Here is an 18,527-nt window from a genome sequence, read left to right on the forward strand (position 1 = left end):
CAGGGTAATGCAGCCGTCAGAATAAACTGCAATTGCAGACTTGAAAACCGTTCGCGTTTTCCCGGTTAGTGGCGTAGGCGTTTCGGACGACTGGCCTGCAACACCTTGAATTTGTTATCTCCAGCAATCTCGGAGACCTGAACAAACCGTTCTGCCAAGGTCGTTTCATATGGCAAGTGCCGATTCGCGACCATCCACAGGTTCCCCGATGGGGTCAGCACCCGCGCAGCGGTGTTGATAAAAGCCTGGCCCAAAGACGGTTCTGCACTGCGTCCCGTGTGGAACGGCGGGTTCATGATGACCCCATCCAACAGATGCGAAGGCTTCCATTCTCGTGCGTCAGCCCAATAAAACTGCGCTCGTGGGTCTGTCACGTTACGGCGGGCACAAGTCAGGGCATTGTGATCTGCCTCGACCAGATGCAGGTTTTCGATGACCTCATCCCGTTGCAAAAGCTGCGCCGACAAATAACCCCAGCCCGCGCCAAGATCGGCCAAGTTGCGCCCCAGTTTTGTTGGCAGCGCATCCACCAGCAGACGCGAGGCCGGATCAATCCCATCCGCCGAAAACACGCCTGGAGCGGTGGAGAACCCATCAACAATGCTGAAATCATCTGCCAACCACTCGGCAAAAACCTGCCTGTCATCCTCGATCCAGAACACCTTGCCGTGTGCCTTAGCCGCTGCTGAGGAAGGGTTGGTCAGTTTGCGCGCTGCTTTGTACAGCGAATCGATTCCATCGTTTTTGGCACCGTCGACCAGAACCGGGCCATTGCTCAGCGCCACGGCCTGAGCCACCAGGTGACGGGCCAACGCCTTGGCGCGCGGTAGAAATACAATAGCCGCAGCAATCTCGGTTCCCGGCTCGATCTCGGCCACACAGTCATAACCGCGACCGGTAAAAACGTCGTGATCGGGGCGCATCGGTTGTACCACCGTCACCTGATCGCGCGGCAGCATCGACAGGTCATGTTCAGCGCGCGGAAGGAATACCGCGATCTTGCCGCTTGCAGGCACAACAAAACCACCTGACTCGATCGCCAGTGAGAGACGGATGGACATGTGAGCGGCCTCTTATTCTTCTTTTTCCATGGTACATTGCAGCGGATGCTGCTGCCGACGGGCAAAATCCATCACCTGACCAACCTTGGTTTCGGCAATTTCATGACTGTAAACCCCGACAACTGCCAAGCCCTTTTTGTGGACGATCAGCATGATCTCAAACGCCTCGGCATGGGTCATGCCAAAGAAGCGTTCCAACACCATCACCACAAATTCCATCGGCGTATAGTCGTCATTTAGCAACAACACCTTATATCGTGGAGGGCGCTGGGTCTTTGGTTTGGTCTTAGTGAGAACTCCGGTGTCTGTGGAGTCATCTGACTGGTCCGACATGATATGGGGCAACAGTGTCATTAGGGGTTCAATCCGGGTCAGGCATGGAAATTCTTCACCCGCTTATATAGCCTCTATCTCGGCGAGGAAAAGAGAAAGCGAGCAATACAATGGCACGCACTTTAACTACCATTGGGTTTGATGCCGATGATACGCTTTGGCATAACGAGCGCTTCTTTCGGATAACGCAGCAAAAATTTACCGAATTGCTTGCGGACCACACACCCGTTGATCTGGATCCAGAGAGATTGAATGAACGGCTGCTGGCAGCAGAAAAGCGCAACCTTGGGCGCTATGGTTACGGCGTTAAGGGGTTTACCCTATCGATGATCGAAACCGCCATCGAAGTGACCGATGCGCGCGTTCCGGCAACGGTGATCCACGAGTTGATCGAAGCTGGTCAGATGATGCTGTCTTATCCAATCGAGCTGTTGCCTCATGCGCGCGACACCGTCACAGCGCTGGCTGGTGACTACCGCATCGTTTTGGTGACCAAGGGGGACTTGCTGGATCAGGAACGCAAACTGGCACAATCCGGTTTAGGCGACCTATTTGATGCCGTTGAAATTGTTTCTGAGAAAACACCCGAAGTGTATCTGGACATTTTTTCCAACCATGCGGACGGGGTGGAACGCACCATGATGGTTGGCAACTCGATGCGGTCAGATGTTGCGCCAATGATTACAGCCGGTGGTTGGGGCACCTACGTCCCGCATAGCCTGATCTGGGAACTGGAAAAGGAAGATGCGCCCAAAAGTGACCCGAAATTCCACCAACTCAGCGATTTGTCAGAACTGGCCGAGCTTGTGTCTACAATCGGCTAAAGGTTGCCAGAGACCACCTTAGTGTGCTCTTTCTCAGCCGCGCCCAAATCGAGTGGTTTTCCCCTTTTCGATCTGAACATTATTTGATTGCGACTATTAAACAGGAGACAATAATGCCGCACGCGGAGATTAAGTTTTCGACAGACCTGATCATTGACGCCAAAGCCATCTTGGCTGAAATTGAAAAAGTTATCCATGAACACGACAGCAGCGCAGGTGAGTGCAAGGGGCGCGGTTATCCGACCAGCCACTGCCATCACAGCCATGTCTGTGTTTCTGTTGCTGTCCTTGCCAGACCCCATCGCGACGACGCGTTTTTCAAGGCCTTGCTCTGCACATTGGAAACCCGCATCAAAGCAATGATTCCCGAACCCTGCTACGTTTCTGTCGAGCTTGAACTGTTGTCCAACTATTATGCCGCTGGCCCCCATAAACCCTGAAACAAAGGAGCTGATTCTTGTGGCAGGAAGGCATCAGGTGAACAATAAAACACCCGCAAACCGGGTAACACTTCCTTAATAAACGCCCCATCTAGCGGCTAACCTAGCACCAACCTACTGTATATTGCCCATGCACTAAAGGATGGGGCCGATTGCACCAAAGCGCGTGTATCTTACATTCCAAGGATGTGTTAAGGTCAGCTTAGTTAATAAAGTCAGCCGGAAAACCGGCGGCATGAGGCAGACATGGCAAATATCTCGCAGGTTCGGTGCATCCTTCCGGCCCGTTTGGGCTTGGTTATTCTAACAGCTTTCTGGCTGTGTATTCTGGTGCCAATGGTCGCTCGATCAGCACCATACGCCGCAATGGTGATGGACGCCCGAACGGGCGAAGTTCTCCATTCGCGCAATGCAAACACCCGGTTGCATCCCGCTTCACTGACCAAAATGATGACGCTGTACGTCGTGTTCGAAGCCGTACGAAACGGCGAAATCACCCTGGACACCAAGGTCACCATCAGCCGCAACGCCACCTCTGAACCTCCCTCTAAACTCGGCCTTAGAACCGGGCAGAAAATCGCCCTGCGCTATTTGATCCGGGCTGCTGCGGTGAAATCCGCCAATGATGCAGCCACCGCACTGGGTGAGGCTATTTCCGGAACCGAGGCAGCGTTTGCCCGCCGCATGACCCGCACAGCCAAAGCCATTGGCATGTCGCGGACGACGTTTAAGAACGCCCATGGGCTGACCCAGTCCGGACATCTGTCGACGGCAAGTGACATGACAAAACTGGGACGGCATATTTTGTACGATTATCCCGAGTACTATAACCTGTTTTCACGCACCTCGACCGACGCAGGAGTCAAGCAGGTAAACAACACCAACCGCCGCCTTCTGGGATCCTACCGCGGTGCGGACGGTATCAAAACCGGGTATACCAACGCTGCCGGTTACAATCTTGTAGCCTCGGCCAAGCGCGGTAACGAACGTATCATTGCAACTGTGTTTGGCGGAAAATCAAGCGCCAACCGCAACGCAAAAGTCGCCCAACTGCTTGACCTTGGCTTCCGTGAAGCGCCACGCCAAGCCAGACTGCGCCGCCCTGCGCTACCGCGATACGTCGGGAACATTGAGGCTCCTGTTGTGGCCGGATCTGGAAAAACCGTTCGTCCTAATGGCTTGGTCACGACCAGCCTGCGCCCCAAAGCCCGCCCTGCGGCCGATGACAACGGGACTGTTCTAATGCTGGCCGAAGCCGGGACAAATCCCGAGCCCGGTGACACACCTAATGATGCCACTGGCAACAATCAGGATCTGCTGCAGGCCAGCATTCAGGCCGCCCTTGCTGAAGCAGAAGAGCAAGTGATTGAGGTCAGAGAAACCAACCAAGCTCCAGCCGCCGCTGAACAGCCCACAAATATTGTGACAGCAGCAGTACAGCCCACGGTCTTTACGGGGCTTCGTCCAGTCGCTCGCCCAGCGAATCTAAGAACCTCTCCCGTCGCTGCACCTGAGCCGGTAGTGGTCACGCGGCTATCAACCTCGGGCGGTCGGCACTGGGGCATCAACGTCGGACGCTATACAACCCGTTACCAAGCCGAGAAAGTCCTGCTGAGAACCGCTTTGGCTGAAATGGCAACGCTGGATGGCTCGCTTCGTAAGGTGGCAGAATCCAGCCGTGGCTTTGAGGCCAACTTCCTGGGAATGACCCAAGAGGGCGCAGATCTAGCCTGCCGTCGCCTGAGCGCGCGCAACGTGACTTGCAACACAATCGGCCCCTCTTGATCCAATCCCAGTGGTGCGTGCAAGCACGCACCCTACACTGGTTTAGAATTCATTAACCATAATAACTGATGCTGAGGCATGCCCCGGTATCTGCAACCCCGCGCCCCTGGCGCGACAATCCACTTCAAGGTCTGTCTTGCTGAGCAAGGATCGACAGTGTTGATCGACGAGATCAACACATTGCGTGCCGCTGTAGGGCTGACGCGCCGCACCCGACCTTTTCATGTTGATGCCTGGGTGGTGTTACCAGATCATATGTTGTGTATTTGGACTTTGCCCGAGAATGACCATGACTTTTCCACCCGATGGCGGCAGATCAAAACCCGGTTTTCGCGCAGCCTGCCCCGCAAAACTCACACAGCCAGCCAGTTGGCCCGGAATGAGCGCGGCATCTGGCAACGTCGATACTGGGAACATCATCTCCGCGACGCACATGATTTTCAGCACCACATGCGGCTCTGCTATGAGGCGCCCGCAAATCTCGGTCTCGTCAAGCGCTCATCGGATTGGCCCTATTCGTCCTTTTACCTAGACCGTGTAGGGTGTGTGCATGCACGCACCGCCACCCCAGCAGAAAATCCTAAGGCTTGGGGTGATCATCCCACTCGTCATTGAGGATACGGCGCGAGTCCCCTTCTGGGTCGTCATATTGATTGCTGCGCACCGTGTACAGAAACCCCGCCAGTCCCAGCCCGCCAAGAATCAATGAAATTGGGATCAGAAAGATCAGGACTTGCATGGTTCACCTCAACCGCAGGGCATTTAGGGATACTGTAATTGACGAGGTCGACATCGCCAAGGCTGCGATCAGCGGCGTCGCTAAGCCTGCGACAGCCAGAGGAACGGCGATGACGTTATACAAAGTGGCAAGTTGGAAGTTTTCACGGATACGCCGGGTGGCGCGCTGAGCCACATCACAAGCCTCGGCGATTGGTGTTAGATCCTGCCCCAGCAGAACGATATCCGAGGCTACACGTGCGGCATCCAAGGCCGAGGCGGGTGAAATCGATACATGTGCAGCCGCTAACGCAGCTGTGTCATTCAAGCCGTCCCCAACCATCAGAACATTTGCGCCCTGATCTGTCAGAGCATGGATGCGCGCAACCTTATCCTCGGGCAGAGCCTCGCCCACCCAGTTCGCAATCCCCAGCCGATCGGCCAGGTCCTGAACTGCGCCCTCGGCATCGCCTGAAATCAGATGAACCTGTTTTCCAGCATCCAGCAAGGACTGCACCGCCTCTGCAGAGCCAGGGCGCGGCGCGTCGATGAAGTGGAAGCCACGGGGCGCACCATCATCAAGGTCCAGCCAAGCCGTGGTTTGGACAGTCGCGGTCGCGCCAACCCAAGCTGCGCGGCCCAAGCGGATGCGTTTGCCCTGATATCTGGCTTCGGTTCCGAACCCAGGTACTTCCTGAATATCTGTGATCTTGGCTGGCTCAATCCCCGCCCCTCGTACAGCCTGATCCAGACTGCGTGACAGAGGATGTGCCGAGGCCTCGGCCAGTGCCAGCGCAACACCCAACTCCTTAGCCGAAAAGTCTGCCAGATTGGTCAGCTGCGGTGTACCTGCGGTCAAAGTGCCGGTTTTATCAAATACAACGGTATCGACTTGGGCGAGCCGTTCCAGCGCGGTCGCGTCCTTAATCAGCATCCCCTTGCGGAATAGTCGGCCCGAGGCAGCGGTGGTCACGGCAGGCACGGCCAGCCCCAACGCACAAGGACATGTAATGATCAAAACAGCCGCAGCGATATTCAGCGCCGTCCGCATATCCCAGGAATACAGATACCACCCGACAAAGCTCAGCGCCGACAGGATGTGAACTCCCGGTGCGTAAAGTTTTGCGGCGTTGTCTGCCAGCGAAGTATATCGAGACCGACCAGACTCAGCGATAGCAACCAGGTCGCCCATTCGGTGCAGCGAGGTATCCTCGCCCACAGCTGAGGCGCGGATGGTCAGCGGACCGGTCAGATTGACCTCTCCCGCCGAAATCGAAGTGCCCGGTTCCGCAAACACCGGGAGGGTTTCTCCGGTCAGTAGGGACCGGTCCAACTCGGACTGACCCGACACCACCTCGCCATCCACTGGCATTCGACCACCCGGGCGCACCAGAACCAGATCACCGATAGACAATTCGCCCACTGGAACTTCAGTCTCTACTCCGTCGATCACGCGGATTGCGCGGGGCACCTCAAGCGCTGCGAGTTCCTCGGCCGCTGACCGGGCAACCGCGCGGGTACGGAAATCCAGATACCGCCCTGCCAGCAAAAAGAACGTCAGCGTTAGCGCCGCGTCAAAATAGGCATGTTCGCCGGAAAGCGAGGTTTCCCAAAGTGATGTCACCAAGGCCAAAACCAAGGCCAACACAATGGGCACATCCATATTCAGCCGCCGCACCCGCAGGGCTGTCCAGGCATGTTTGAAAAACGGCTGCGCGGAAAAGGCGATGGCTGGCAGGGCAATTGCTGCTGAAATCCAGTGGAACATATCGCGGGTTGCATCCGAAGCCCCGGCCCAGACCGAGACCGACAACAGCATCACGTTCATCGAGGCAAAGCCAGCCACGGCCAATCGCATCAGAAGATCCCGGCCAGCCTTGTCGCTTTGAGTTGCTGTCAACGCACCAAGGTCCAGTTCATGCGCCTCATAGCCTAGCCCATCCAGAACCGGGATCAGATCCGCAGCCTTTAACTCGGGTTCGGCTTCGATCATGGCCCGCTTGAGGGTCAGGTTAACCCGCGCCGACGTGACGCCAGGAACCGCGTTCAACCCACGCTCCACTGTCGAAATGCAGGCCTGGCAATGAATGCCCGGCAGCGACAGCGCCAAGCGGGCGGCAACTGGGGCGGCTTCTACAGCCTCGCGCGGGGTGGCGAGACAGCCAGGACAGGCGGCTGGTGAAGGAGAATGGAGTTGAGCAGGCATGCGGATCAGCCCCTAACGTGCAGAATAACCCGCTGGGAAAATTCTGTTCCGTTCTTGGCCCGCGCCACCATGCGGATATTCCAGTTCCCCGATCCCAGCTGTGCGGGGGCTACATAGGCCGTGCCATCAAACTGAAAGTCCGGGTTTTGGTCTTCCTTGATGTGGGTGGCGCGCCCCAGCGTTGCGGTCAGCTTGGCTACCTCCACCGGCTGGCCATCGGCATCGGTGATCTCGAGCTTGACCAGCCCATCACCTGCCGTGGCATACACCGACCAGCCCAGCGCTGCCTGGGCGCTGCGGCGTTGATCAAACTCCTGACTTGCAACATAGGAGTTTTTGACTTCAAGGCCTGGGAAAGTCCTGACTGCATTCACTGCCAGGGTGATATTGACCCCAATGATCACTGCAAAGGCGCCACCAAATACCATCAATGCATGGCGACCCGTGAACTCTCGCTGCGGCTTTTGAGATGTCATCACTCAGTTTCCTTTGCCGTTGAAGGTGGTGTCTTTGTAGGCCCGTTCCCCACTGGCGTTGTCTTCCACCCAAATTCTAAACGGTGTTGCGTCCTGGGTCGAGGGTGCCGAGCCTTTGGGGCTGATCACATAAACCCGCTGGAACAGTGCGACGTTGGGCTCTACTGGAACCGAAGAATAAGGCGTGCCTTCGATCTGGATACGCAGAGTTGGATCACCCGTGACGGACAAGTTGAACTGACGTTGTTCGCCGTGCTTGTTACGTAGCCGCACATCATAGGTGTTGCGGATCGAGCCATCGGACATGGTGACAAAGGTGGGGTTGCGTACAGGGGCGACCGTCAGATCAATGTCTGGACGAATAAACAGAGCAAACACCAATCCAATGCCCACCAGCGACCACAGCGCGGTGTACATGATGGTCCGAGGCCGTAGAATGTGCTTCCAGATGTTTACAGCCTGACGCCCAGCACGCTCGTTGGCTTCATCACTCACCGCCATGTAGTCAATCAATCCACGCGGCTTGCCGATCTTCTCCATAATATCGTCACATGCATCAATACACAGGGCGCAGGTGATGCACTCCATTTGCTGACCATCACGAATGTCGATCCCAACCGGGCAGACATTCACACAGGCCATGCAGTCGATGCAGTCACCCTGTGTCTCGGTCGGCTCAGGGCCTTTTTTCTTCAGCTTACCGCGAGGCTCTCCGCGCCAGTCGCGATAGCCGACAACCAGTGTGTCCTCGTCCATCATCGCGGCCTGAATACGCGGCCAGGGGCAGGCGTAAATACAGATCTGCTCGCGAGCGAAGCCCCCAAAGAAGAAAGTTGTCAGGGTCAGAATGGCCATGGTCGAATAGGCAATAGGATGTGCGTTCCCCGTGACCAGATCCACCGCCAAAGTTGGCGCATCTGCAAAATAGAACACCCAGGCCCCACCTGTGGCCAAACCAATCAGCAACCAAGCTGTCCACTTTGTGACCCGCAAACGGGCCTTGCGGAAATCCAGTTTCTTTTGGTGATGCAGCCGCAGACGGGCGTTTCTGTCGCCCTCGATCCAACGTTCGACCAGAATATACAGATCGGTCCAAACTGTTTGCGGACAGGCATAGCCACACCACACGCGACCCAAGGCCGAGGTAAACAAGAACAGCCCCAGCCCCGCCATGATCAACAAACCGGCAACAAAATAGAACTCATGCGGCCAGATTTCGATCCAGAAGAAATAAAACCGACGGTTGGCCATATCCAAAAGAACGGCCTGATCCGGCAGGCTGGGTCCGCGATCCCAGCGGATCCATGGGGTGACGTAATAGATCCCCAGCGTCACGGCCATGATAATCCACTTTAGATTCCGAAACGTACCGGACACTCGTCTAGGAAAAATCGGCTCCCTTGCAGCATACAGGCTAGGGGCTGGATTTGGATCGCTCACGGACTCTCTCCGATTGTTGGCTTTATTCCAGCCTTGTCACAGAAGCCCCCGACGTCAACTTTGACATGGATCAAAAAGAACATTGGGAAAATATCTTTTAGAGGGCTTCAGCCCTCTGCCGACGCAGCCACCTAATAAACAGTTTGGCCGCAGGACGCAGTACACTAGGGCGCGTCACGATATGATACCCACTGTTTTCTGCTTCACAAAACAGCTCGATCAAACGGCCGGATGTTAGATCATCCATGACGAAATGACGCACTGTCACCGCCACCCCCTGCCCGGCCCTTAAGCCATCCAACAGCAAATTCCCCGGCAGTTCTACCCGACTGATGCGATTCGACACCTCGGCACCGTTGGCTGCAAGCCAGTTGGAAGATTCGGTTGTTCCTAATTCCTCCAGCCAAGGATACCCGACCAACTCTGCCGGAGTAATGGGCTTCTTGTCCTTCAACAGCGTAGGTGCAGCGACAATCACCATAGGCGAAGCCAATAACATCTCATCCTCAAGCCCCGGCCAGCCCCCCTGGCCAAACCGAATGGCCAGATCAATGCCTCCGGGTTTAAGGGTGACCAGTTCAGGAGAAGGGTCCAGCATCAGATTGATGTCAGGGTGCGCTGCCTGAAAACCGGGGAGCCGTGGCATCAACCACGACGCAGCAAAGGAAGAGGTACAAGAGACATGCAGTGGGCGGCTAGCGTCGGCACCCTTTAGATCCTGAACTGCCGCGCCAATAGCGCTGAACCCCAAATCCAATGCGCGCGCCAATTGGTCCCCTTCGGCGGTCAGAGCTAAAGCCCGCCCCGAGCGATCAACCAAACTGACGCCTAGGTGTGTTTCAAGTGATCGGATATGTTGGCTGATGGCAGCGTGACTTACATTAAGTGAGGCACCAGCCTGTGTCACATTCCCCGTTTGGGTGAATGCTGAAAAAGCACGGAGCATCGCCAAAGGCGGAAGGTCTTGCCAGTTCATATGTAACTACACCTTACACAAAGACATCCATAATGAGTCGCATTTTACACCTGTTTTGGCAACTGTAGAGGCAAGACGACTGAACAGGAGATCAAAACCATGCTGAAAATCTATGCCAATGCATTTATGGTCGCGACCCGTATGGAACCCGCGGGACCGTCCAACGAGGCCAAAACAGCCAGACCCCGAAAAAAGGCCTGGCTACCAGGAGGCCATTGGTGGCTAGAGCAGGAACGGAACATCCGCCCGAATACGCGGTATTCTGAACAAGGCGATTTGTAATCTTGAATGACCATATTTAAATTTTCTGAGATTAAGAAAGGGCGTCGGCTTTCCAGGAAACGCGCGAACAAATCGGAAAGCCGACGCTTTACCCCATCCCGGCTGCCAGCAACCAAGATGGGTATTCAGGACAACCCCGGATCTGATCGAGAGGGGGATAACGCAGACCCCGGAAGTGTCATGTACATCTTAAAACACTGATTTGAGGTCAGCTGTTTGATCCGGATCAAACTCAGAGCGTTATTTGACCCTTTGTGCACAAAACCTACTCTCATACAGAAGCGCAGGTGGGGAACATGTCTATGGAGAAGCAGACCAAACATCGCATGACCCTTGCTGATGCCGAAATAGGTGCCGTGGCGCACCTATATCGTGCCGAAGTTTATCGCAGCACCGTTTGGCGCACCCGGTTGGACACCACGACAAACTGGGCAGTGGTCACCCTGGGCGTGGCGCTGTCCATCACCTTCTCGTCACCCGACGCTTCCCCCCTACCGCTGATCCTGGTCGGCATTCTGATCATCTTTTTCCTGCTTCTGGAAGCCCGTCGGTATCGCTACTTCAACGTCTTTCGCGCACGCGCGCGCTGGTTAGAACGGCACTTCTATGCTCCGCTATTGGATGAAGGCGACCTGCATATGGAGGAAAACTGGCACAACGTGTTGGCCAACGACTACATACACCCCAAGTATCACGTAAGCTATATGACGTCGGTTGGCCGCAGAATTCGCCATAACTATTTGTGGATATTGTTGATTCAATCGCTTGCCTATGGCGGCAAGCTGATTGTGCACCCCACCCCGATCACCTCTCTCGAACAGGGAATATCACGCGCCGATGTCGGCCCACTTCCAGGTGAATTGGTGATCGCTATTGGAGTCATCTATGTGATCAGTTGGGGTGGTATCGCCATTTGGAGCGGCTTGAGCGACGCAGCTCGTGCAGGCGTCCGGAGTTCAAATACTTACATGGGCTAGCTTTCCAATCTCGCTTGTTCCGTGCCATTTGAGATATGTGCGGCCAGATAATCAACAAAGGCCCGCACCTTGGATTGAGTGTATTTGTGAAAGGGTCGCACCACGTAAACCCCCTGCACCTGAGGCACCAGGGTGGGCATAGCCTCAACAAGTTGCCCCGCGTCCTGCGCCTCTTGGGTCAGAAAATCGGGCAGGAAAACAATCCCTAGCCCTAAAATTGCCGCCTCAAGCTGACACTGACTGTCATTGATGCACAGGCCACCCTTGGCCCGCATATGCCGAACTTCTCCATTGGGAGCCATCAGATTCCAAACACATCTGCTAGAGACATTTGAATTATGGATCAGGTTGAAATCTGCCAGTTGGTTGAGTGTCAGGGGCCGCCCATGCATTTTCAGATAGGCTGGGCTGGCTAACAGGCGCATCCGTGTTTCCGTTAGTTTGCGAGTGCGCAGGCTACTGTCTTCCATCGGCCCGATCCGAACCGCCACATCAAACCCTTCCGAGACCAGCTCCACCCGTCGCTGACACAGGACCACGTCCAGCGTGACCTGCGGGTAGCGTTCAAGGAAACCTGCAAGCAACGGAGACAATCGCTTAATGCCGAAATCCGTGGCACAGGTCACGCGCAGCAACCCCGACGGCTCGGCCTGCATCGCTGAAACCAGCGCGTCAGCTTCACCTGCATCGTTCAACACTCGGAGCGCGCGATCGTAGTAGGCCAAGCCAATATCAGTAGGCCCTACTCTGCGGGTGGTTCGGTTCAGCAAACGGGCGCCAAGCCGCGCCTCTAGGCTAGAGACATGTTTGGAAACCGCCGATTTGGATAACCCCATTTTTTGCGCTGCGTCCGTAAAACCACCTTGGTCTACCACTGCTGCAAAAGCTGCCATTTCAGCCAGTCTGTCCATTCACATCTCCTGTATTTTCATCAGGAGACTTGTGGTTCAACAACGCTTTTTTCAATGAAATCGCCTTAAAAATATGGATGTTTGACTTTGATTTCGAAACGACACATTTCGTGGGTACAACAGGCAAGACTCCGCTGTCCAAACGTAAAAACGCAGCGCCTTGGCGCTGCGTTCTTCAGGGAATTGACCTGGATCATTGCCCTGCATTTTACGGTACTCGCTCTGGTGCACGAGTGCCAAAGAACAGATTACTCGCCGCCACCCAACTGGTGGACATAAGCAGTAACAGCGCGGATCTGCCATTCAGTCAGACGCGTGTTCCAGGCAGGCATCACACCATAGCGTGAGTTGTTCACGGTCTCAGTTAGCGTTTTGTAATCGCCACCATAGAGCCAGATCGCATCCGCCAGATTTGGTGCACCCTGATCCCGGTCACCGGTACCGTCTTCAGCATGACACGAAGAACAATTGTCTTCGAACACCACAGCACCTGCCTCGACCTTGGTCGCATCCTGAGCCTCGCCTGACAGAGACATGACAAAGTTCACAACCTGGTCGATCTCGGCAGTTTCCAGCAGCTCATCACGGCCAAACGCGGGCATTTCGGAATAACGCGTATCGTCATTGTCATCACTGCGGATACCATTGGCAACGGTCGTATGGATCGACTCCATATCGCCACCCCACAGCCAGTCATCATCTAACAAGTTCGGATAGCCCTTGGCACCAGCAGCACCTGATCCGTGACACTGGGCACACCAGGTCATGAACACCGCGTTGCCTGCCGAAGTCGCATAAGTATTCAGCTCGGTGTCACCTTGGATATCGGTTAACTCAACCGATGCAAGCTTTGCGTTGATTGCAGCGTTGGATTCTTCCACCGCAGCGATCTCTGCCGCTACATCAGCCCGTGTGGACCACCCCAGAACACCAGCCGTTGCCTGGTTAATCATCGGCCAGGCTGGATAGGCGATGGTATAGCCAATGCCCCAGATGATGGTCAGGTAGAAGGTCCACAGCCACCAGCGCGGCATCGGGTTGTCGAACTCTTCGATCCCATCCCACTCGTGGCCGGTGGTGTTTGGATCACCCTCGAACTTTTGCGATTTCTTAGTCATGTCCTCGCCTCCTTGACTGCGGCGGGTTTGTCATCGGCGCCCTGCGGAGCAGGTGCATCAACGTTGCGGAATGGAATGTTGGCGATGTCTTCGTAAACTTTGGTGCTGCCTGGACGAAACGCCCAGAAAACAACAACCACAAAGACCGAGAACAGGAACAACAACATCCAGCTATCTGCGAATTCCCTAAGGAAAGTATAGATTTCCATCAGCCCCTCCCTTAGCGACTTGCATCAGGCGTGAAGGTCGAGAAATCAACCAACGTGCCCAGCATCTGCAGATACGCCACCAGCGCATCCATTTCGGTCAACTGCGGCTTGCCATCAAAGTTACGCACACTGACGCTGTCACCGTAACGCTCGATCAGACCGTCATAGTCACTGTCCGGATTTGCCTGTGCCTTGAAATCGGCCTGGGCACTTGCAATCATGTCTTCGGTGTAGGGGACCCCAACCAGCGCATTAGTCGCCACCAAGTCAGCCACATACTTGCCGTCGATGACTGTGTTTTCCAGGAAGCCATATTTGGGCATCACGGATTCTGGCACCACAGACTGAGGATCGCGCAGGTGATCAACCTGCCACTCATCCGAGTAGCGACCACCTACTCGAGCCAAGTCAGGACCAGTCCGCTTGGACCCCCATTGGTGTGGGTGGTCGTATTTGGATTCAGCCGCCAGTGAATAGTGGCCATAACGTTCAACCTCGTCCCGCATCGGGCGGATCATCTGGCTGTGGCAGGTGTAACACCCTTCACGCACATAGATATCCCGTCCGGTCAGCTCCAGCGGAGTGTAGGGGCGCATGCCGTCCACATCTTCGATGGTGTTCTCCAGCCAGAACAGCGGGGCGATCTGTACCAGACCGCCGATGGTTACGACCAGCAAGCTGCAAACCAGCAAGAGGGTCGCGTTGGTCTCGAGGACTTTGTGTTTATCGAGAAATGCCATTGCTCCGGCCCTCCTTATTCAGCCGGGACCGCGACGGACAGGCTGGCCTCTTTGGCCGGCGCCCGACGAACGGTCATCCACAGGTTGTAACACATAACGACGGCACCCGAGAGGAACAGAAGCCCACCCAAACCACGCACGATGTTCATTGGCTGCTTGGCAGCAACGGTGTCAGCAAACGAGTTCACCAGGAATCCGTTGGCGTCAACTTCACGCCACATCAGGCCTTCCATGATGCCGGTGACCCACATCGACGCGGCGTACAGAACAATACCGATCGTGGCGAGCCAGAAGTGGTAAGACACCAGCTTCAACGAGTACAGACGCTCCCGCTTCCACAGAACCGGAACCAGATAGTACAGCGCACCAAAGGTGATCATACCATTCCAACCCAGCGCACCCGAGTGTACGTGGCCAATGGTCCAGTCAGTGTAGTGGCTCAGCGCGTTCACGGCGCGGATCGACATCATCGGACCTTCAAAGGTCGACATGCCGTAAAAGCCAAGCGAGATCACCATCATCCGGATAACCGGATCGGTGCGCAGCTTGTCCCAGGCACCAGACAGGGTCATCAATCCGTTGATCATGCCACCCCAGGACGGCATCCACAGCACAATCGAGAACACCATGCCCAGTGTTGTCGCCCAGTCAGGCAACGCCGTGTAGTGCAGGTGGTGGGGACCAGCCCAGATATACAGGAAGATCAGCGCCCAGAAGTGGATGATCGACAGCTTGTATGAGAAAACCGGACGCTCAGCCTGTTTCGGGATGAAGTAGTACATCATCCCTAGGAAACCGGCAGTCAGGAAGAAGCCAACAGCGTTGTGGCCATACCACCATTGAACCATGGCATCCTGCACACCCGAGAACACCTGAACCGACTTGGAGCCCCAGATTGACACCGGGATCGACAGGTTGTTGACCACGTGCAGCATCGCAACGGTGATGATGAACGACAGGAAGAACCAGTTGGCCACATAAATGTGCGGCTCTTTGCGCTTGATCAGCGTGCCCAGGAACACAGCCAGATAGGCAAGCCAGACAATGGTCAACCAAATGTCGACGTACCATTCAGGCTCGGCGTATTCTTTCGACTGGGTTCCGCCCAGCAAATAGCCGGTCGCGGCCAGAACGATGAACAACTGATAGCCCCAGAATACAAACCAACCCAGGTTGCCGCCCCAAAGGCGTGCTGCCGAGGTCCGCTGCACAACGTAAAAGGAAGTTGCGATCAGGGCGTTACCTCCAAATGCAAAAATAACCGCCGAGGTGTGCAGAGGGCGCAGGCGTCCAAAGTTGGCATAACCTTCGGCCCATTCAAAGTTCAGCCCCGGAAAGGCAAGCTGAAAAGCGATAAACACCCCTGCCAGAAAACCAACAACACCCCAAAAGGCAGTGGCAATCACCCCGGCGCGGATCACGCTGTCGAAATATTCATTATCTACCGTACCAACGGCCAGTTTTGGCTCGTCAGTGTTACGAAGAACGTGGAGAAAAAGCCCGGCGGATACGGCCATAATAATAAACGCATGCACCATATAAGCTATATCTCGCGCATAGTTTGCCGCGAGCATCGACATGATCACGACCAAACCAAGCGTTATAAGCTTGATATAATTAGACATATTCTGTCCCTTTACCTTGCCCCGCGCGTTTCTGTGCCGCGCAAAACGGTTTTTGACTGACCGCTTGATGCAAAATGAAGTGTCAGTGTGCTTTGATCTGCATCAAGACATAATGCGACGAAGTATGTGTAGCCTCGACACAGAAAGCAATTGTGTGAGCGGATTGCGGACACTCTTTCTGCGTGTGAGGTGAAAATGTACTATAAATCTTTGCTGACTGTTTTGACGGATACCGAAACCGCGGCGGCTCCAATGGCCCAGATCGTTGCTCTGGCTGACAAATTTGGTGGTCATGTAGAGGCTCTTTGCCTAGGCGTCGACCGAACCCAGACGGGATATTACTACGCTGGTGCCAATGCGATGGTGCTCCAGGAGTCTTTGGCCCGCTCCAAAGAAGAAGCCACAGCTGTACAGTCTCACGCAGAAGAGCTGTTGTCGAAGTCAGGGGTGAACTGGTCCGCCGACTCAGGCGTTGCGCAAATTGCCGATTTGGGCCGACACGTGGCCCAACGGGCACGGTTCTCGGATCTGGTGGTGCTTGGCAAACCCTATGGCCCAAACCGCAGCGTCGAAGCAGAGCCCATTGTCGAAGCCGCTTTGTTCGAAGGTCAATCGCCAGTTCTTGTCGTGCCTGATGATGTAGAGCCGATTTCGCAACCTAAGACCGTCATGATTGCCTGGAACGAGGGACCTGAGGCTTTGAACGCGATACGCAAGGCCCTGCCCTTCCTGATCGGTGCGGACTTGGTCCGGATCGTTGTCATCGACCCACCAACACATGGACCAGAGCGTTCAGATCCGGGCGGCCTGCTTGGGCAAATGCTGGCACGACACGGCGTAAGCTGCGAAATCGACGTTCTCAGCAAAACACTAAGCCGTGTTTCCGACGTGATTAACCGTCATGCCATCGATACTAGTTCGGACATGATCGTAATGGGGGCCTATGGCCATTCGCGCTTCCGCGAGGCAATCCTTGGTGGGGCCACCCGCAACATGCTGGAACAGGCCACCGTTCCGGTTTTCATGGCTCACTGACAACTTGTGTAAAGTGCGTGCAAGCACGCACCTTACGCCTACTGCGATGTTAGCGACGCACGAAATGCATGCCTTGGAATTCAGCTCTGAAGGCCGCTGTTTCGCTCGCCAGCATTTCCGGCTCAGGTGACCGAAGAGCCCGGGCCACGAGCGACGCCAGCTTGGATGCGTGATCTGGGGTCACCCCCCGGCGCACCAACTCGGGCGTGCCAATCCGCAATCCATTCATGTCTCCCGGCACCTCGGCGATCGGCAGCCCTATACCGCAGGCTAGGAACCCAGCCTTTCGCAACGTCTTGGAAGCTGCCTGACCGCCGCCGAACTCTGCCGCTTCCACTGCAAATTGGTGAGACTGTGTCACCCCTCGATCAGCTCCAAAAATTGGCAGGCCCAATGCTGCCATCTCGAGGGCCAGGGCCTGCGACAAATCAATCATCGCCTGCGCATAGCCGTCGCCATGCTCAATCCAATCTAGCATCGTCAGGGCCAGCGCTGCCGATTTTGCCGCATCAAAGTTCGCCGTCATCCCCGGAAAGGCAATCGCATCCAACCGCTGGGCGATCTCGGCATCATTGCTCACGATCAGTCCGCCGGCCGGTCCACCTAGGCTTTTGTAGGTGCTCATCGTCATCAAATGCGCGCCCTGATCCAGCGGGTTATCCCAAGCACCGCCTGCAATGATGCCGCACTGATGGGCCGCATCGAATAGCACCTTGGCCCCCACCTCATCTGCAATTGCGCGCACCTCGGCCACCGGATGCGGGAACAGGTTCAGGCTGCCGCCGATGGTAATCAGCTTGGGACGAACCCGCAGTACCAGATCACGCAGCGCATCCAGGTCCACAGTATAGCCGTCAGCATTTACCGGCGCGGGATGGCTGGTCAGGCCGTAGAGCCCCGCACAGCCATCAGCATGATGGGTAACATGCCCGCCAATTGTCGCGGGCGGAGCAATGATGGCATCTCCGGGTTCGGTCAGCGCCATGAACCCATAGAGATTGGCCAGCGCGCCGGACCCTACCCGGATTTCGGCATAACGGGCGTTAAACACCTGCGCCGCCAGTTCGGCAGCGATCACTTCGATCTCTTCGATCGCCTCAAGCCCCATCTCGTATTTATCACCGGGATAGCCCAGAGACGGTCGACTGCCGAGTCCTTGTGCCAGCACGACCTCGGCTGCCGGGTTCATGACGTTCGTGGCCGGGTTCAGGTTAAAACACTCGTGATCATGAATCTGCGTATTCCGGGAGATCAGCGACGTGATCATTGCAGCTGTCTGGTCCGAAGAGGCAGCGGCCGTACGTTTCGCCAAATCTTGGATACGGGTTTCGCAATTAGCGGGTACCCAATCACGTGGGGCTAGGTGAGTCAT

General features: G+C 55.7%; 20 protein-coding genes. 7 read left to right on the forward strand and 13 right to left on the reverse strand.

Annotated features, from left to right (window positions below):
- Positions 1-65: 65 nt before the first annotated feature.
- Together AC2T28_RS01540 and clpS are read right to left on the reverse strand one after the other, a co-directional pair.
- A complete protein-coding gene (locus tag AC2T28_RS01540) occupies positions 66-1,061 on the reverse strand; it encodes a class I SAM-dependent methyltransferase (protein WP_486747183.1) in 996 nt (331 codons plus the stop codon).
- A gap of 12 nt (positions 1,062-1,073) precedes the next feature.
- The gene (gene clpS, locus AC2T28_RS01545; protein WP_138161327.1) at positions 1,074-1,415 is read right to left on the reverse strand and encodes an ATP-dependent Clp protease adapter ClpS; all 342 of its coding nucleotides are present in this window, start codon (positions 1,413-1,415) and stop codon (positions 1,074-1,076) included.
- A gap of 89 nt (positions 1,416-1,504) precedes the next feature.
- Here clpS and AC2T28_RS01550 point away from each other — a divergent pair, with 89 nt between their 5' ends.
- The 4 genes from AC2T28_RS01550 to AC2T28_RS01565 all read left to right on the forward strand — a co-directional run bounded on the left by AC2T28_RS01550 (position 1,505) and on the right by AC2T28_RS01565 (position 5,058).
- Positions 1,505-2,218: an HAD family hydrolase gene (locus tag AC2T28_RS01550; RefSeq protein WP_486747184.1), complete on the forward strand. Its 714-nt coding sequence runs from the start codon at positions 1,505-1,507 to the stop codon at positions 2,216-2,218.
- Positions 2,219-2,241: 23 nt separating this feature from the next.
- Entirely contained in the window at positions 2,242-2,658 is a 417-nt protein-coding gene (locus AC2T28_RS01555; protein WP_486747185.1) for a hypothetical protein, read from the forward strand.
- A gap of 246 nt (positions 2,659-2,904) precedes the next feature.
- Complete coding sequence (locus AC2T28_RS01560; protein ID WP_486747186.1) at positions 2,905-4,443, forward strand: D-alanyl-D-alanine carboxypeptidase family protein; 1,539 nt, start codon at positions 2,905-2,907, stop codon at positions 4,441-4,443.
- Between the two features lie 78 nt (positions 4,444-4,521).
- Positions 4,522-5,058 (forward strand): REP-associated tyrosine transposase, encoded by a 537-nt coding sequence (locus tag AC2T28_RS01565; protein ID WP_486747187.1) that lies wholly within the window; start codon positions 4,522-4,524, stop codon positions 5,056-5,058.
- On the opposite strand, the gene ccoS is transcribed toward AC2T28_RS01565, so the two are convergent.
- From ccoS to AC2T28_RS01590, 5 genes are all read right to left on the reverse strand, one after another.
- Entirely contained in the window at positions 5,024-5,182 is a 159-nt protein-coding gene (ccoS, locus tag AC2T28_RS01570) for a cbb3-type cytochrome oxidase assembly protein CcoS (RefSeq protein ID WP_486747188.1), read from the reverse strand. The two genes, AC2T28_RS01565 and ccoS, sit on opposite strands and share 35 nt — an antisense overlap.
- 3 nt (positions 5,183-5,185) lie before the next feature.
- Positions 5,186-7,366 (reverse strand): heavy metal translocating P-type ATPase, encoded by a 2,181-nt coding sequence (locus AC2T28_RS01575; protein WP_486747189.1) that lies wholly within the window; start codon positions 7,364-7,366, stop codon positions 5,186-5,188.
- A 5-nt stretch (positions 7,367-7,371) separates the two neighbouring features.
- On the reverse strand, positions 7,372-7,842 hold the full coding sequence (locus AC2T28_RS01580) for a FixH family protein (protein WP_486747190.1): 471 nt from the start codon (positions 7,840-7,842) through the stop codon (positions 7,372-7,374).
- A 3-nt stretch (positions 7,843-7,845) separates the two neighbouring features.
- Positions 7,846-9,282, reverse strand: coding sequence for a cytochrome c oxidase accessory protein CcoG (ccoG, locus tag AC2T28_RS01585; protein ID WP_486747191.1), 1,437 nt, complete (start codon positions 9,280-9,282; stop codon positions 7,846-7,848).
- A gap of 97 nt (positions 9,283-9,379) precedes the next feature.
- A complete protein-coding gene (locus AC2T28_RS01590; RefSeq protein WP_486747192.1) occupies positions 9,380-10,258 on the reverse strand; it encodes a LysR family transcriptional regulator in 879 nt (292 codons plus the stop codon).
- Positions 10,259-10,357: 99 nt separating this feature from the next.
- On the opposite strand from AC2T28_RS01590, the gene AC2T28_RS01595 reads away from it, so the two are divergent.
- Entirely contained in the window at positions 10,358-10,540 is a 183-nt protein-coding gene (locus AC2T28_RS01595; RefSeq protein ID WP_486747193.1) for a hypothetical protein, read from the forward strand.
- A 302-nt stretch (positions 10,541-10,842) separates the two neighbouring features.
- On the forward strand, positions 10,843-11,517 hold the full coding sequence (locus tag AC2T28_RS01600) for a DUF2270 domain-containing protein (RefSeq protein ID WP_486747999.1): 675 nt from the start codon (positions 10,843-10,845) through the stop codon (positions 11,515-11,517).
- Here the strand turns inward: AC2T28_RS01600 and AC2T28_RS01605 are convergent.
- The 5 genes from AC2T28_RS01605 to ccoN all read right to left on the reverse strand — a co-directional run bounded on the left by AC2T28_RS01605 (position 11,514) and on the right by ccoN (position 16,120).
- Complete coding sequence (locus AC2T28_RS01605; protein ID WP_486747194.1) at positions 11,514-12,428, reverse strand: LysR family transcriptional regulator; 915 nt, start codon at positions 12,426-12,428, stop codon at positions 11,514-11,516. The genes AC2T28_RS01600 and AC2T28_RS01605 overlap by 4 nt on opposite strands.
- Positions 12,429-12,676: 248 nt before the next feature.
- Complete coding sequence (ccoP, locus tag AC2T28_RS01610; protein WP_486747195.1) at positions 12,677-13,546, reverse strand: cytochrome-c oxidase, cbb3-type subunit III; 870 nt, start codon at positions 13,544-13,546, stop codon at positions 12,677-12,679.
- A complete protein-coding gene (locus tag AC2T28_RS01615; RefSeq protein ID WP_486747196.1) occupies positions 13,543-13,755 on the reverse strand; it encodes a cbb3-type cytochrome c oxidase subunit 3 in 213 nt (70 codons plus the stop codon). Before AC2T28_RS01615 ends, ccoP begins: the two co-directional genes overlap by 4 nt.
- A gap of 11 nt (positions 13,756-13,766) precedes the next feature.
- A complete protein-coding gene (gene ccoO / locus AC2T28_RS01620; RefSeq protein WP_486747197.1) occupies positions 13,767-14,495 on the reverse strand; it encodes a cytochrome-c oxidase, cbb3-type subunit II in 729 nt (242 codons plus the stop codon).
- A 14-nt stretch (positions 14,496-14,509) separates the two neighbouring features.
- Positions 14,510-16,120 carry a cytochrome-c oxidase, cbb3-type subunit I gene (ccoN, locus tag AC2T28_RS01625; protein ID WP_486747198.1) on the reverse strand — a complete coding sequence of 537 codons (1,611 nt, stop codon included), beginning with the start codon at positions 16,118-16,120 and terminating at the stop codon, positions 14,510-14,512.
- Between the two features lie 195 nt (positions 16,121-16,315).
- Between ccoN and AC2T28_RS01630 the strand changes: the two genes are divergently transcribed.
- Positions 16,316-17,155, forward strand: a complete 840-nt coding sequence (locus tag AC2T28_RS01630; protein WP_486747199.1) for a universal stress protein — start codon at positions 16,316-16,318, stop codon at positions 17,153-17,155.
- 49 nt (positions 17,156-17,204) lie between these two features.
- Here the strand turns inward: AC2T28_RS01630 and AC2T28_RS01635 are convergent, their stop codons facing one another.
- Entirely contained in the window at positions 17,205-18,527 is a 1,323-nt protein-coding gene (locus AC2T28_RS01635; protein WP_486747200.1) for an aminotransferase class I/II-fold pyridoxal phosphate-dependent enzyme, read from the reverse strand.

This window comes from Parasedimentitalea nitratireducens, assembly GCF_057444295.1.

Bases quoted from the DNA above. Each gene is read 5' to 3' on its own strand.
- AC2T28_RS01635 (WP_486747200.1), bottom strand. From the start codon at position 18,527: ATGACTCACCTAGCCCCACGTGATTGGGTACCCGCTAATTGCGAAACC.
- AC2T28_RS01560 (WP_486747186.1), top strand. From the start codon at position 2,905: ATGGCAAATATCTCGCAGGTTCGGTGCATCCTTCCGGCCCGTTTGGGC.
- AC2T28_RS01550 (WP_486747184.1), top strand. From the start codon at position 1,505: ATGGCACGCACTTTAACTACCATTGGGTTTGATGCCGATGATACGCTT.
- ccoO (WP_486747197.1), bottom strand. From the start codon at position 14,495: ATGGCATTTCTCGATAAACACAAAGTCCTCGAGACCAACGCGACCCTC.
- clpS (WP_138161327.1), bottom strand. From the start codon at position 1,415: ATGACACTGTTGCCCCATATCATGTCGGACCAGTCAGATGACTCCACA.
- ccoN (WP_486747198.1), bottom strand. From the start codon at position 16,120: ATGTCTAATTATATCAAGCTTATAACGCTTGGTTTGGTCGTGATCATG.
- AC2T28_RS01595 (WP_486747193.1), top strand. From the start codon at position 10,358: ATGCTGAAAATCTATGCCAATGCATTTATGGTCGCGACCCGTATGGAA.
- AC2T28_RS01590 (WP_486747192.1), bottom strand. From the start codon at position 10,258: ATGAACTGGCAAGACCTTCCGCCTTTGGCGATGCTCCGTGCTTTTTCA.
- AC2T28_RS01615 (WP_486747196.1), bottom strand. From the start codon at position 13,755: ATGGAAATCTATACTTTCCTTAGGGAATTCGCAGATAGCTGGATGTTG.
- AC2T28_RS01600 (WP_486747999.1), top strand. From the start codon at position 10,843: ATGGAGAAGCAGACCAAACATCGCATGACCCTTGCTGATGCCGAAATA.
- AC2T28_RS01605 (WP_486747194.1), bottom strand. From the start codon at position 12,428: ATGGACAGACTGGCTGAAATGGCAGCTTTTGCAGCAGTGGTAGACCAA.
- AC2T28_RS01580 (WP_486747190.1), bottom strand. From the start codon at position 7,842: ATGACATCTCAAAAGCCGCAGCGAGAGTTCACGGGTCGCCATGCATTG.
- AC2T28_RS01630 (WP_486747199.1), top strand. From the start codon at position 16,316: ATGTACTATAAATCTTTGCTGACTGTTTTGACGGATACCGAAACCGCG.
- AC2T28_RS01565 (WP_486747187.1), top strand. From the start codon at position 4,522: ATGCCCCGGTATCTGCAACCCCGCGCCCCTGGCGCGACAATCCACTTC.
- ccoS (WP_486747188.1), bottom strand. From the start codon at position 5,182: ATGCAAGTCCTGATCTTTCTGATCCCAATTTCATTGATTCTTGGCGGG.
- ccoP (WP_486747195.1), bottom strand. From the start codon at position 13,546: ATGACTAAGAAATCGCAAAAGTTCGAGGGTGATCCAAACACCACCGGC.
- AC2T28_RS01540 (WP_486747183.1), bottom strand. From the start codon at position 1,061: ATGTCCATCCGTCTCTCACTGGCGATCGAGTCAGGTGGTTTTGTTGTG.
- AC2T28_RS01575 (WP_486747189.1), bottom strand. From the start codon at position 7,366: ATGCCTGCTCAACTCCATTCTCCTTCACCAGCCGCCTGTCCTGGCTGT.